This window comes from Curtobacterium sp. ER1/6 (assembly GCF_001742745.1).
In the GTDB taxonomy this organism is placed as follows: Bacteria; Actinomycetota; Actinomycetes; order Actinomycetales; family Microbacteriaceae; genus Curtobacterium; species Curtobacterium citri.
The window spans coordinates 131307-143798 of record NZ_MJAK01000002.1 but is presented as its reverse complement, the minus strand read 5'-3'; the positions used below and the strand labels follow the sequence as shown (position 1 = coordinate 143798).

14 protein-coding genes and 1 tRNA gene are annotated in these 12492 nt (G+C 72.0%); 8 read left to right on the top strand and 7 right to left on the bottom strand.

Annotation, left to right across the window (positions count from 1 at the left end):
- Positions 1-58: 58 nt before the first annotated feature.
- The 3 genes from Cus16_RS05030 to Cus16_RS05020 are packed head-to-tail and all read right to left on the bottom strand — an operon-like array spanning position 59 to position 3156.
- Positions 59-1528 carry a DUF6716 putative glycosyltransferase gene (locus tag Cus16_RS05030; protein ID WP_069711562.1) on the bottom strand — a complete coding sequence of 490 codons (1470 nt, stop codon included), beginning with the start codon at positions 1526-1528 and terminating at the stop codon, positions 59-61.
- Between the two features lie 4 nt (positions 1529-1532).
- On the bottom strand, positions 1533-2405 hold the full coding sequence (locus Cus16_RS05025; RefSeq protein WP_069711561.1) for an N-acetylneuraminate synthase family protein: 873 nt from the start codon (positions 2403-2405) through the stop codon (positions 1533-1535).
- 40 nt (positions 2406-2445) lie between these two features.
- A complete protein-coding gene (locus Cus16_RS05020) occupies positions 2446-3156 on the bottom strand; it encodes a cytidylyltransferase domain-containing protein (protein WP_069711560.1) in 711 nt (236 codons plus the stop codon).
- Positions 3157-3333: 177 nt separating this feature from the next.
- Here Cus16_RS05020 and Cus16_RS05015 point away from each other — a divergent pair.
- A tRNA-Arg gene (locus tag Cus16_RS05015) sits at positions 3334-3406 on the top strand.
- A 98-nt stretch (positions 3407-3504) separates the two neighbouring features.
- Here the strand turns inward: Cus16_RS05015 and Cus16_RS05010 are convergent.
- Both Cus16_RS05010 and Cus16_RS05005 read right to left on the bottom strand, forming a co-directional pair.
- Positions 3505-4662 (bottom strand): hypothetical protein, encoded by a 1158-nt coding sequence (locus Cus16_RS05010; protein WP_069711559.1) that lies wholly within the window; start codon positions 4660-4662, stop codon positions 3505-3507.
- A 106-nt stretch (positions 4663-4768) separates the two neighbouring features.
- Positions 4769-5035 (bottom strand): hypothetical protein, encoded by a 267-nt coding sequence (locus Cus16_RS05005; RefSeq protein ID WP_069711558.1) that lies wholly within the window; start codon positions 5033-5035, stop codon positions 4769-4771.
- Positions 5036-5206: 171 nt separating this feature from the next.
- On the opposite strand from Cus16_RS05005, the gene msrA reads away from it, so the two are divergent.
- The 3 genes from msrA to Cus16_RS04990 all read left to right on the top strand — a co-directional run bounded on the left by msrA (position 5207) and on the right by Cus16_RS04990 (position 6735).
- Positions 5207-5734, top strand: coding sequence for a peptide-methionine (S)-S-oxide reductase MsrA (gene msrA / locus Cus16_RS05000; RefSeq protein ID WP_069711557.1), 528 nt, complete (start codon positions 5207-5209; stop codon positions 5732-5734).
- Between the two features lie 36 nt (positions 5735-5770).
- A complete protein-coding gene (locus Cus16_RS04995; protein WP_069711556.1) occupies positions 5771-5974 on the top strand; it encodes a hypothetical protein in 204 nt (67 codons plus the stop codon).
- 119 nt (positions 5975-6093) lie between these two features.
- Positions 6094-6735, top strand: a complete 642-nt coding sequence (locus Cus16_RS04990) for a single-stranded DNA-binding protein (RefSeq protein ID WP_069711555.1) — start codon at positions 6094-6096, stop codon at positions 6733-6735.
- A gap of 53 nt (positions 6736-6788) precedes the next feature.
- On the opposite strand, the gene Cus16_RS04985 is transcribed toward Cus16_RS04990, so the two are convergent.
- Complete coding sequence (locus tag Cus16_RS04985; RefSeq protein WP_069711554.1) at positions 6789-7505, bottom strand: hypothetical protein; 717 nt, start codon at positions 7503-7505, stop codon at positions 6789-6791.
- 172 nt (positions 7506-7677) lie between these two features.
- Here Cus16_RS04985 and ettA point away from each other — a divergent pair, with 172 nt between their 5' ends.
- Together ettA and Cus16_RS04975 are read left to right on the top strand one after the other, a co-directional pair.
- Positions 7678-9363, top strand: a complete 1686-nt coding sequence (gene ettA, locus Cus16_RS04980) for an energy-dependent translational throttle protein EttA (RefSeq protein ID WP_069711553.1) — start codon at positions 7678-7680, stop codon at positions 9361-9363.
- Positions 9364-9366: 3 nt separating this feature from the next.
- The gene (locus tag Cus16_RS04975; protein WP_069711552.1) at positions 9367-9849 is read left to right on the top strand and encodes an acyl-CoA thioesterase; all 483 of its coding nucleotides are present in this window, start codon (positions 9367-9369) and stop codon (positions 9847-9849) included.
- A 26-nt stretch (positions 9850-9875) separates the two neighbouring features.
- On the opposite strand, the gene Cus16_RS04970 is transcribed toward Cus16_RS04975, so the two are convergent.
- On the bottom strand, positions 9876-10733 hold the full coding sequence (locus Cus16_RS04970) for an acyl-CoA thioesterase (RefSeq protein ID WP_069711551.1): 858 nt from the start codon (positions 10731-10733) through the stop codon (positions 9876-9878).
- Positions 10734-10776: 43 nt separating this feature from the next.
- On the opposite strand from Cus16_RS04970, the gene Cus16_RS04965 reads away from it, so the two are divergent.
- Positions 10777-11478 carry a hypothetical protein gene (locus Cus16_RS04965; RefSeq protein ID WP_069711550.1) on the top strand — a complete coding sequence of 234 codons (702 nt, stop codon included), beginning with the start codon at positions 10777-10779 and terminating at the stop codon, positions 11476-11478.
- A 96-nt stretch (positions 11479-11574) separates the two neighbouring features.
- Positions 11575-12417: an NAD(P)H-binding protein gene (locus Cus16_RS04960; protein WP_069711549.1), complete on the top strand. Its 843-nt coding sequence runs from the start codon at positions 11575-11577 to the stop codon at positions 12415-12417.
- Positions 12418-12492 lie beyond the last annotated feature (75 nt).

Below are 12492 nucleotides of genomic sequence, written 5' to 3'. Positions count from 1 at the left end.
TCCGGTCGGGAGGCGCGCCCGACCCCCGTCAGCCGCGTCCGGCCCGCGGGCGGTCGGCTCAGCCCCGTGGTCGCGCCCCGACGCCGGCCACCGGTTCGCCGTCCCGCTGCGACCGCGGAGCACCGACCTGCTCGGCCGTCGTCGGGACAGGGCGCACGATCCGCCGGAGGCGTCGCGCGATCCGCTTGGCCGTCCGGACCGGTGTGCCGAGCGCGAGCGCGAGCGCCCCGAGCACCGAGCGGTCCGCCGGCCCGAGGGCGTTCTTCCGCTCCCACGCGCGGCGGAGCGTCCCGCCGCGGCTCCGTCGCGCAGCCGGCCGGTCGACCAGTGCTCCAGCGTCGCGGAGGCGCATGAGCGCCTCCGTCCGCTCGGCCCAGTCGTCGTCGGCGGCCGGGTGGAAGTGGTTGTCGTGCATCCACTCCGGGCGGACGGTGCCGAAGCGCCCCTCGACGAGGTCGGTGGTGTCGCCCTCGAGGCCGCTGTCCACGAAGACCTCGTTGATGAGCGAGCGGGCGATCCCGAAGTCGGTCAGGGTGAGTGCCGGCACGCCCCGCGCCACGGCCTCGAGCACGGCGGTCGAGCTCACCGTCACGAGCGCCACCGCCCGGTCGAGGTGCTGCGCCATCGGGCCGCCGGCGACCACGAGGTTCGGCGGAGCGTCAGCCGGCACGAGGTCGGGGTAGGGGTACTGCTCGCGGTGCGTCTGGTGCTCGCCCGCCGCCGCGCGGACCTTCACGACCACGCGCCACTCCGGGTGCCGCCGTGCGGTCTCGACGAGCCGGTCGACGATGCGGCGCCGGTCGTGCTCGTCGGCGGGCACGCTCGGCTGCGCCGCGAACACGACGGCGTCGCGGGGGTGGTCCTCGGCGCTCGGCGGGCGCGGCGCCCGGTCGACGACGCCCGTCACGCCGCGCCCCGTCCGCGAGCGGGCGAAGGGCAACGTGGCGAGGGCGAAGTGCGGTTCGATCCCGCCCGCTCGCGCGAGCTCGCGGTACGCGCGGACCTCGCGGTGGCTGTGCAGCACGAAGAGGTCGGCGCGAGCGCGGAAGAACACGCCCTTCCACTTCGCGGGGAAGGAAATGCCGGGGAGTCCGGTGACGAGGACCGGTTGGTGCGGGACACGACGCGACACCTCGTCGATCACGAGTTCGGCGACGGGACCGATGCACGCGACGAGCACGGCGTCCGGCGGGTCCTCCTGCAGCCCGCGGACGATCGCGTCCACCTCGACCGGTTCCGGCGGCGCGGTCGCGAGGTGGGCCAGCCGTGCGTCGAGACCACCGAACGCCGCCCCGAGCTGTGCCCGGCTCGCGGACCGGGGCGTCGCGACGACCACGAGCTCGAGTCGCCAGTGCGCCGGTGCCGCGGCGAGCAGGTGCGCGCCCCACTTCGCGAACGAGTCCGTGTCGACCAGGCCGACCACGCGACGGACGCGGGGCGGGGTGCCGGACGGGAGGCGCGCCTCCCGTCCGTCCGTCGGCTCGCGCCGTCCGTCGCGGACCGGACCCGCGTGATCGGTGGACCCCACGCAGTCAGGCGCCGACGCGGCGCAGCTTGGCCATCGGCGCGCGCTCGCCGGGGAACACGCGCTTGACGCCGTCGCCGAGCGCGGTCTCGATGATCCGGACGTCGCGCACCAGCGTCCGGAGCCCCTGCGGCTCGAGCGACGCGGCGTGGTCCGAGCCCCACATCGTGCGGTCGAGCGTGATGTGCCGCTCGACGGCCGAGGCACCCAGCGCGACGGCGGCGAGCGAGATCTGGAGCCCGGGCTCGTGGCCCGAGTACCCGACCGGCACGCCCGCGTAGCGGAGTGCGAGCGTGTCGATCATGCGGAGGTTGGCCTCCTCGGCGGGCAGCGGGTACGTCGACGTGGCGTGCATGAGCACGAGTCGGCCGGTACCGAGGGTGTCGACGGCGCGGTCGATCTGCTCGAGGGTGGACATGCCCGTCGACAGGATCACCGGCTTGCCCGTGGCGGCGACGGCGGCGAGCAGCCCGAGGTCGGTCACCGATGCCGAGGCGATCTTGTACGCGACGACGTTCAGGTCCTCGAGGAAGTCGACGCTCGGCTCGTCCCACGGCGACGCGAACCAGTCGAGGCCGCGGAGCGTGGCGTGGTCGCCGATCTCGATGTACTGCTCGCGGTCGAACTCGACGCGGTGTCGGTACTCCAGGTAGGTCATCTCGCTCCAGGGGGTGCTCCGCGGGGTGGCCTTCATGTGCTCCGGCGTCGAGATCTCCGGCGTGCGCTTCTGGAACTTGACCGCCTGCAGGCCGGCGTCTGCCGCGACGTCGACGAGGCGCTTCGCGATGTCGACGTCGCCGTTGTGGTTGAGGCCGATCTCGCCGATCAGGTAGGCGGGGTGGTCGGCGCCGATGGTCGACGTGCCGATGGTGACGGTCATGGTGCTCCGTTCGCGGTCGGGGTGTGTGGGCGGTGCTCGGTCAGTGGGTGGCGAGGGCGTCCGCGTGGGCGCGGGCGGCGAGGGCCTCGGCGTGGGCGAGGTCGGCGAGGTCGTCGACGTCGACGGCGAGCACGGGGTCGACGACCACGAACTCGACCCGTCCGTGGAAGCGGTGCCGGTGCTGCCGGAACGCATCCGCACGGAAGACGGTGAAGGCGCCCGTCTCGCGGTACTCCGGCTCACGGTCCTGCCGACGCGGTCGGGTGGCGGCGTCGTGGTTGACCGCGACCGCACTGCCGTCGGCAGCCGCCCGCCACAGGAACGCGTGCGACGGGGTCGCGGCGAACACGACGTCCGCGGCGCCGGACCGCACGCGGTCGACCGCACGGTCCAGGTCGGCCGGGTCCACGAACGGCGAGGTCGCCTGCAGGAAGACGACCACCTCGGGCGCGGTGCCGTCCGTCCCGAGGACGTCGAGCGCGTGCAACAGGCCGGACTCCGACGAGGCCTCGTCGCCGGCGAGCTCCGTCGGACGCCGGACCACGGTCGCTCCGGCGTCTGCTGCCTCAGCCGCGATCGCGTCGCCGTCGGTGGAGACGACCACGGCGTCGATCGTCCCAGCGGCCCGGGCGGCGTCCACCGCGCGGCGCACGAGGGAGCGGCCGCCGACCGTGCGGAGGTTCTTGCCCGGGATGCCCTTGCTACCGGCCCGTGCCGGGATGATCGCCACGACGGATCCGGAGGAGCGCATGACCGGGACCGTACGGAGGGGCGGTGACCCTGAGACGAACTGCAGGAAGACGCGTGCCGAACCTTCCGCGACGCAGGTCCTCCGGTCGCGCCCCTGCGCGTTCCCGACCGGAGGACCCGAGCACGCGTCCTCCGTGCGGCCCCTCGGCGACCGACGGCGGTAGGATCGTCGCCGCCGGCCTCCGTAGCTCAGTGGATAGAGCAGGTGGTTTCTACCCACCGTGCCGCGGGTTCGATTCCTGCCGGGGGCACCGGAACGGACGAGGCCGCCATCCCCTCGGATGGCGGCCTCGCGCCGGTCGGTCTCGCGCCGGTCGGCCTCAGGCCGGACCGGCAGTGGTCGTCGTGTTCAGTCGTCGTCGCCGGCTCGGCGTCGCAGCTCGCTGGCGCTGATCGGCTGCGTGTACGGCGACGGTTCGTCGTCCCGCTCCGCCGCCGGGTCGTCCGCGTCGCCCGGGCGGGTGTCCTGGTCTGCCGTCCGGTCGAGGCCGGTTGCGGATCCGGAGGCACGGTTCACGTGTGCGTCCGCCGCCGTGGGACTGGCGATGCGGGGTGACGACGGCGTGCGGTCCTGGTCGGTCGCATCCACGTCGCGGGCGTCCGCGTCGCGGGCGTTCGCGTCCTGGCCACCGACGTCGTTCCGTGCGGCGGGAGCAGGGGTGCTCGGTCGACCCGGGGCGATGGGGGAGCCGAGCGGCGGTCGGATCGGAGCGCCGTCGAGCGGCACGGTCTCGCCCTGGCCGTACGGGCGGGTGCGGTTGTCCGGGTCGGGGCGGAGGTCGTTGATCGGGGTCGTGGCGTCCTGGTCACGGTCGGCCGGCCCCGGCCCCGGCCCCGGTACCGGCGCAGAGGGGGCGACGACGGGCTGCTGCTGCTGCAGCGTGGGGCGCAGTGCTGTCGTGGTCGGTGTGGCGGGCTGGGACGGCTCGTGGGCGTCCGCGGCTGCACCGCGCTTCTGCTGCTGGTTCGCGTTCCAGTCCTGCTGACGGCCGATCAACTCGGCGTCCGGGTCCGGCGAGTCGAACTTCCAGCGCTCGAGGTCGGACTTGAACAGCTTGCGCGCGCGGTTGGGCCGGGCGTTCCACTCGAGCAGACGGTCGCGCAGTTCGCCGAGCGACTGGTCCGTCGACGTGAAGGTCGACGAATTGCGCTTGATGTCGGCGATCTCGTGCTGCGCCCAGTCGGCCGCGAGTGCCGCGCCGCTGACGGGCAGCATGCGCAGGCGGATGTCGGCGTCCTCGGCGAGGTGGTCCGTGTAGGCCCGCTCCTCGTGTCCGAGTGCACCCCACCGCGATGCCTTCCGCGAGACCGAGACGATCCCGGCGACGGCGGCGTTCCGGCTCTCCCGGTCGTGCAGTGCGACGACGCGCTTCGTCGCCCCACGTCCGATCAGGGCGGCGATCACCCCGGCCACGACGATCGCGATGAAGGGGATGATCGCTCCGGAGAGCACCCGCCATCCCGTGTCGGACGCCGTCCAGTCGGTCAGGTCGTTCCACCAGTCCATGGGCGAACCCTACGCAGCGCACGGGCACGATCAGCGCAGGCCCGTCGGCGTTCCGCCGATCCCGACCGGTGGGACGCCCGTGCCGTGCCGTCGGGGCTCGTGCGCCTCAGCCCCAGCGGAGGAAGTCGACCGCGTCGTCCGCGGACCACGCGTTCGGCAGCTCCACGAACCGGCGCTCGGTGGCGACGTACCGCCGTGCGCGGTACGCCGTGCCGCCGGCGACGTCGAGGCGGTCGACGTACCCGACGATCTCGCCGTTCGCCCGCGTGACCCGGCTGAGGTCGTCGCGCACGTCGAGGATGCGGAGGTCGCCTCGGCTCCGCGCCACGGGCGTCGGGCGGGAGCGGAACGCGAGATCGGCGCTGAGCTGCACTGGTGCCTCCTGGTGGTCTGTCGTGTGGTGTACCAGTGACGGTACGGGCGACCACCGACACTCCCGAGGGCGTCGTGCAGCGCGGTGGAGGACACGTGGGGGAGCACACGCCGTGCAGGACGACGACCCCGTTCACGGTCCGCCACGAGCCCGGCGAGGTAGGTTCTGCGCATGACGACGTTCGTGCTCGCAGGTGGCTGCTTCTGGTGTCTCGACGCGGTGTACCGCACGCTCCAGGGCGTGCAGGACGTGGTGTCGGGCTACATCGGCGGCACCACCGACGCTCCGTCCTACGAGGCGGTCTGCACCGGCACGACCGGGCACGCCGAGGCCGTCGCGGTCACCTTCGACGAGTCCGTCATCCCCGCTGACGTCGTCCTCGACGTCTTCTTCACGCTCCACGACCCGCGGCAGCTGAACCGACAGGGTGCCGACGTGGGCACGCAGTACCGGTCCGCGATGTTCCCCGCCGACGCCGAGCAGGAGGCGCTGTTCCGTCGGGCGATCGACCGCGCCGGCACGATGTGGGACGGCGGCGTCGTCACGACGATCGAGGCGCCCGGGCCGTTCTTCCGTGCGGAGGAGTACCACCAGGACTTCTTCGCCAAGAACCCGGGCCAGGGCTACTGCATGGCGGTCGCGCTCCCCAAGGTGAACAAGGTCCGCAAGGCCTACAGTCAGTACATCCTGGCGTCCTAGGACGCGGCGCCGGGGCCACGAGGAGGTGGTCGAACGATGATGGACGACACCGGGACCTGGGTGGCCGTCGGTCCGGCGGGCGCGGTCGGGAGCATCCGCCGCGCGTCGGACGGGTTCCACGTCGAGCTCTACGGTCGGACCGGACGAGGCGGCACCTACCCGTCGCTCGGGTCCGCCAAGGAGGCGGTCCACGCGGCGCTCGGTCCGTTCGCCGACCGGCCCGAGTTCCGCGCGCACTGACCACGGTCGGTCTGGAGGCGCGGGGGACTCCTCCTGCACAGCCGACTTGATCGAGAAGACCGGTCACAGGACGAGGGCCGGGGCGCTGGTGCGCCCCGGCCCTCGCCGACGATCGAGTCATGAACGACACGATCACCGTCTGCGGCATCGTCGCGACCGAACCCCGCCACCTCGTCACCGACACCGGCATCGCCATCTCGAGCATGCGCCTGGCGTCCCCGTCCCGTCGCTGGGACCGCAGCACCTCGTCCTGGACCAACGGCACCACCAACTGGTTCACGGTCACCGCGTTCCGCTCCCTGGCCGCGAACGTCCACAAGTCGCTGAAGAAGGGCGACCGCATCGTCGTCACGGGGCGCGTCCGCATCCGCAGCTGGGAACGGGACGGTCGCGGCGGGACCTCCGTCGAGATCGATGCCGAGGGCATCGGACACGACCTCGCCTGGGGCATCAGCAACTGGATCCGGGTGCCGCGACACAGCACTGAGTCGACGGCGGTGCCGGGCGACCTGCCGGCGTCCGTGGACCCCCGGACGGGCGAACTCCGTGGTCCTGGCACGGCCGACCAGCGTGTGGAACCGTCCCGTGCGGACGATCTCGACGGCGTCGACGGCGCTGTCGCCCCCGACGACGAGCTGCCCGACCCTGCCGACGCGGCACGCCACGCTGCGGCGGCCCTCGGCGGTGACTTCACGCCGCCGTCCTCAGCGCCGTCCGGGCCGGACGATCCCGCGCTCGTCGAAGGACGTGACGCAGCGTGACGCGGCGGCGGTGCCAGCGCGTGCGGAGCCCCCGCCCCGCACGCGCCGTCGGTTCACCAGCGCTGCGCGATCATCGCGATGCCGGCCACCTCCGTCGTGTCCCAGTTCCCACCACGCGGCAGACCACTGACCTTCCCGGAGATCACGAAGGCGGCGCCCTGCACCGCTGGCGCGTTCGTCTGCCGTGCCTGCAGGCCGTGGAACGAGAAGCTCGTGTTCCACTTGCCGGCCAGGCCGGTGTTCTTCGCGGTGTCCCCGACGGTGATCGCGATGGTGTTGACCTGCGAGTTGACGGTGTCCCCGTTGAGCCGCGCGTTCGCTTCGGCGTTGAAGAACAGGCGTCCCTGCAGCTTCATGTCGATCGTCCCGACGGTCTTGCCCTTCAGCATGATCGCCGCGACGTTGTTCTTGTACCAGCGGATCCCGACGGCTTGCTTGGCGTGGGACGCAGCGCTCATGTAGCCGTAGGTGAACTTGCCGTTCTGCACGCGTTCCCAGATGAACCGCGGCTGGCCCTTGCTCTCCGTCGAGCCGGTGTCGGACTGGATACCGACCGAGAGAGCGTTGTTGTTCGCGTCGTGCACGTTGATGTACGACGAGTACCCCGTGCCGGTCCCCTTCTCGACGAGGAAGGCGGTGTAGGTGAGGTACGGCTTGCCGTGCGCGGTCGGTCCGGCGTGCGCGGGCGAGGCCGGCGCGACGAGGGCGACGACGAGCGCCGTCGCAGCGACGAGCGGGAGCGTGAGTCGTCGAAGGCGTTCCGTGTACATGTCCTGATCCTCTTCGGTGGTCGGTCGATCGGTACTCGTGGTGGACGAGCGGGGACACGCTACGTCGGAGTCGGCCAGTGCAACATCCCCCGTGCGGGTTCCGGCACCTCGGACCGAGCCGGTCGGCCGGGGGGAGCGCGATCAGCACCGGGGTCAGTAGACTCGACGCGATATGGCTGAGTACATCTACCAGATGGTCCGCGCCCGCAAGACGGTCGGCGACAAGCTGATCCTCGACGACGTCACGATGTCGTTCCTCCCCGGCGCCAAGATCGGCGTCGTGGGGCCGAACGGTGCCGGCAAGTCGACGATCCTGAAGATCATGGCGGGTCTCGACCAGCCGTCCAACGGCGAGGCGAAGCTCACCCCGGGCTTCACCGTCGGCATCCTCATGCAGGAGCCGGAGCTCGACGAGTCGAAGACCGTCCTCGAGAACGTGCAGGAGGGCGTCGGCGAGATCCACGGGAAGATCACCCGCTTCAACGAGATCTCCGCGCTGATGGCCGAGCCGGACGCCGACTTCGACGCCCTCCTGGCCGAGATGGGCACCCTGCAGGAGGACATCGACGCCGCCGACGCATGGGACCTCGACTCGCAGCTCGAGCAGGCCATGGCCGCGCTCCAGTGCCCGCCGGGGGACGAGCTCGTCACCCACCTCTCCGGTGGTGAGAAGCGTCGCGTCGCCCTCTGCAAGCTCCTGCTGCAGAAGCCCGACCTGCTCCTCCTCGACGAGCCCACCAACCACCTCGACGCCGAGTCCGTCCTCTGGCTCGAGCAGCACCTGCAGCAGTACCACGGCGCCGTCCTGGCCGTGACCCACGACCGGTACTTCCTCGACCACGTCGCGCAGTGGATCGCCGAGGTCGACCGAGGCCGCCTCTACCCGTACGAGGGCAACTACTCGACCTACCTCGAGAAGAAGCGTGCCCGACTCGAGGTCCAGGGCAAGAAGGATGCGAAGCTCGCGAAGCGTCTCTCGTCCGAGCTCGACTGGGTGCGGAGCAACCAGAAGGGTCGCCAGGCGAAGTCGAAGGCCCGTCTCGCCCGCTACGAGGAGATGGTGTCGGAGGCCGAGCGCACGCGGAAGCTCGACTTCGAGGAGATCGTCATCCCCGTCGGCCCGCGTCTCGGGTCGCAGGTCATCGACGCCGACAAGCTCCACAAGTCCTTCGGTGAGCGCGTCATCATCGACGACCTGTCCTTCACGCTGCCCCGCAACGGCATCGTCGGCGTCATCGGTCCGAACGGTGTCGGCAAGACGACGCTCTTCAAGACGATCGTCGGCCTCGAGCCGCTCGACGGCGGCTCGCTGAAGGTCGGCGAGACCGTCGACATCTCGTACGTCGACCAGAGCCGCGGTGGCATCGACCCGAACAAGAACCTGTGGGAGGTCGTGTCCGACGGACTCGACTACATCCAGGTCGGCAAGACGGAGATCCCGTCGCGCGCCTACGTGTCGCAGTTCGGGTTCAAGGGGCCGGACCAGCAGAAGCGCGCCGGCATCCTGTCCGGTGGTGAGCGCAACCGTCTGAACCTCGCGCTGACCCTGAAGCAGGGCGGCAACCTCCTGCTCCTCGACGAGCCGACGAACGACCTGGACGTCGAGACGCTCGGCAGCCTCGAGAACGCGCTGCTCGAGTACCCCGGCTGTGCCGTGGTGATCACCCACGACCGGTGGTTCCTCGACCGCATCGCGACGCACATCCTCGCGTGGGAGGGCCTCAACGAGGACGGGACGCCGAACTGGTACTGGTTCGAGGGCAACTTCGAGGCGTACGAGGAGAACAAGGTCGAGCGTCTCGGTGCCGACGCCGCGAAGCCGGGTCGGGCGACCTACCGCAAGCTCACGCGCGACTGATCCGTGGCGAGGCTCCACGTTCCGATCCGCCTGCGGTGGAGTGACATCGACGCGTACGGGCACGTCAACAACTCCGCGGTGCTGCGCCTCCTCGAGGAGGCGCGCATCGCGGGGTTCTGGGGACACGACCCGTCCGACGTCGACGAGGACGGCGACCTCGCGGCGCCGATCATCGACGGTCGTCCGGGGTCGGGCACCATGACGGTGATCGCGGCCCAGCGGCTCGAGTACCTCGCCTCGATCCCGTACCAGCGGCGTCCGCTCGACGTGCAGCTGTGGATCGGGCGCACGGGTGGAGCGAGCATCGACGTCTCGTACGAGGTGTGGTCACCCGCAGGCGTCGAGCCCGCCGTCCTCTACACCCGGGCGACCACGGCCCTGGTGATGGTCGACGCGGCCACGGAGCGCCCGCGCCGGCTGACGGATGCCGAACGTGCCGCGTGCGCGCCGTACACCGAGCCGCCGGTCGTGTTCGCCCGCCCGTAGCGGAAGCGCCCGGCGCGCGCCGCCGCTCAGCGCGGGACGCGCAGCATGCCCTCCTGCGCCACCGACGCGAGCAGCCGTCCGTCGCGCGCGAACATCCGGCCGAAGGCGAGCCCCCTCCCGCCCTGCGCACTCGGTGACTCCTGCGCGTAGAGCACCCACTCGTCGGCCGGAGCGTCCCGGTGCCACCACATGGCGTGGTCGAGACTCGCGCTCTTCACGCCCGGGGTGCCCCAGGCGACGCCGTGCCGCCGCATGATCGGCTCGAGGATCGACATGTCGCTCGCGTACCCGAGCACGGCACGGTGCAGGGCCGGGTCCGCGGGCAGCGCTCCCTCGACCCGGAACCACACCGCCTGGTGGGGCACCCGCTCGCCCTGCACGTCGACGAACACCGGTCCCTCGACGTGTCGGAGGTCGATCGACCGCGCCGCCCAGGCCTGCGCGACCGGGTGGTCGATCGCCGAGAGGATCGACGCCGCGGACGGCAGGGTCTCCGGCTCGGGGACGTCCACGGGGAAGGGGTCCTGGTGCTCGACGCCCTCGTCCGGGCGCTGGAACGAGGCGATCATCGAGAAGATCGGCACCCCGCGCTGGTACGCCTGCACCCGCCGGGTGGCGAACGAGCGACCGTCGTGGATCCGCTCGACGGCGAAGGTGATCGGCAGCTCGGTGTCGCCCGGCCGCAGGAAGTAGCCGTGCATCGAGTGGATGTCGCGGTCATCGATGGTGTGCTGGGCGGCGACGATGCACTGCGCGAGCACCTGGCCGCCGAAGACCCGTCCACCGGGCGACCAGTGGCTGGCACCCGTCAGGATCGTCTCACCCGTGCTCGCGCCGGTGTCCTGCAGGCGGAGGGTGCTGAGGAAGTCGGGTTCGCCGTTCACACCCGCAGTCTACGAACCCGCCGCCGGTAGGATCGGTGGCGACATGGGCACCTCGTTCACGCTTCCCGACACCGCTTCGCTCGGTGACCTCCGCACCTACCTCGGGCGGGCCGCCCGGATCGAGGACGGATCGGTCCGGCTCATCGCGGACTCGCGTGTCCTGGCGGTCTACACGGCGATCCTCTACCCGCTCGGCCTGCTCGACGAGCTGCCGACGGTGCTCGGGCTGCGGACGTTCTCGCTCACGCAGCCGGTCACGATCGACGCGGTCGTGCCGCTCGCCTCGCTGCAGGAACGCCTCCGCGTGCTTGCCGAGGAGCAGGACGCCGCCGGTGCCGACGGCGCGGACCCGACCCGCGCCACCCCGGTCGAGGTCGAGCTGCCGCACGAGGTCAACACCGTCACCTGGGCTGCGATCTCGCCGCCCCGCGGCGGGTGGGTGCCGCTGCCCGACATCTCGCCGGAGCTGCTCCGCCGTGCCGCCCGCGACGGCATCGCCGAGGTCGCCGACGCCGTGCCGTCCAACGCCGGGGATGCGATCGTGCGCCGCATCCGTGCCGAGGTGTGGGGGCGCCCGGTACCCGGCATCGAGCACGTGCCGGCCGCCGCCGGGTTCGCGGGGGAGAGCCTCGGCTTCCTCGGCCACGACCCGGTGCGGCTGTTCGAGGCCGGTCGGTGGAGTCGCCTGACGACCTCCCGCGGTCACGTGCTGGTCAAGCGGCGCGCCTGGGGCCTCGCCGACTGACACCGGTCGACGACCGGTTCCCGTGGGTGTCGGCCCTCCGTCCACAGGTGGTCCGCCCGCACCCCGGCGCCGGAGCGGTCGTGGTTGGGTGACTGCATGCAGGTCTTCCTCACCGGCGCGTCCGGCTACATCGGTTCCTCCGTCCTCCGCGCCCTCGTCGCCCACGGCGACCGGGTGACCGCACTCGTCCGGTCCGACCAGAAGGCGCAGGCGGTCCGCGACGCCGGCGGCAGTGCGGTCGTCGGCGACGTGACGGACACGGACGGCGTCCGTCGTCTCGTGCACGACGCCGACGCGGTCGTGCACACGGCGTCGGCCGAGTCGGTCGACCCCGGGTTCACGGCGACCGTGCTCGAGGCGTTCTCCGGCTCGGCTCGACCGTTCGTCCACACCGGGGGCATCTTCACGTTCGGTGACTCCACCGACATCTCCGAGCAGTCGCCCGTCTCGCCGCCGGCGCTCACCGCGTGGCGTGCTCCCATCGAGGCGACGGTGCGAGCCAGCGACGTCCGCACCACGATCGTCGCGCCGGGCATCGTGCACGGCCGGGGCGCCGGGATCCCGGCGATGTTCGTCGGGGACGGGGAGCACGAGGTGCGGCTCGTCGGCGACGGTTCGCAGCGCTGGACGACCGTGCACGTCGACGACCTCGCCGAGCTCTACGTCCTGGCCGTCCACCGCGGTGAGCAGGACGGGTACGTCGTGGCGGCGAGCGGGGCCAACCCGACCGTGCGCGAGATCGCCGAGGCGGGGGCGCACGGTTCCCCCGTCGTCGCCGAGAGCGTCGAGGCCAGCCGGGAGCGTCTGGGCACCGACTTCGCCGACGCGCTGCTCCTGCACCAGGAGGCGTCCGGCGCGCATGCACGTGCGGCCTTCGGCTGGCGACCGTCGCGGCCGTCCCTGCTCGAGGACCTGGCCGACGGTTCGTACGTCCGGTAGACCGCACGGCGGATGGGCCGGAGGCCGCGTCGTGGACTCCACCGCAGCCACCAGCCGGACGGGAGGCGCGTAGCG

What these genes read in the sequence shown, in the direction of transcription:
- Cus16_RS04995 (WP_069711556.1), top strand. Translation starts at nt 5,771, where the DNA reads ATGATGGACGACACCGGGACCTGGGTGGCCGTCGGTCCGGCGGGCGCG.
- Cus16_RS04990 (WP_069711555.1), top strand. Translation starts at nt 6,094, where the DNA reads ATGAACGACACGATCACCGTCTGCGGCATCGTCGCGACCGAACCCCGC.
- Cus16_RS04960 (WP_069711549.1), top strand. Translation starts at nt 11,575, where the DNA reads ATGCAGGTCTTCCTCACCGGCGCGTCCGGCTACATCGGTTCCTCCGTC.
- Cus16_RS04985 (WP_069711554.1), bottom strand. Translation starts at nt 7,505, where the DNA reads ATGTACACGGAACGCCTTCGACGACTCACGCTCCCGCTCGTCGCTGCG.
- Cus16_RS04965 (WP_069711550.1), top strand. Translation starts at nt 10,777, where the DNA reads ATGGGCACCTCGTTCACGCTTCCCGACACCGCTTCGCTCGGTGACCTC.
- Cus16_RS05010 (WP_069711559.1), bottom strand. Translation starts at nt 4,662, where the DNA reads ATGGACTGGTGGAACGACCTGACCGACTGGACGGCGTCCGACACGGGA.
- Cus16_RS05020 (WP_069711560.1), bottom strand. Translation starts at nt 3,156, where the DNA reads ATGCGCTCCTCCGGATCCGTCGTGGCGATCATCCCGGCACGGGCCGGT.
- ettA (WP_069711553.1), top strand. Translation starts at nt 7,678, where the DNA reads ATGGCTGAGTACATCTACCAGATGGTCCGCGCCCGCAAGACGGTCGGC.
- msrA (WP_069711557.1), top strand. Translation starts at nt 5,207, where the DNA reads ATGACGACGTTCGTGCTCGCAGGTGGCTGCTTCTGGTGTCTCGACGCG.
- Cus16_RS05025 (WP_069711561.1), bottom strand. Translation starts at nt 2,405, where the DNA reads ATGACCGTCACCATCGGCACGTCGACCATCGGCGCCGACCACCCCGCC.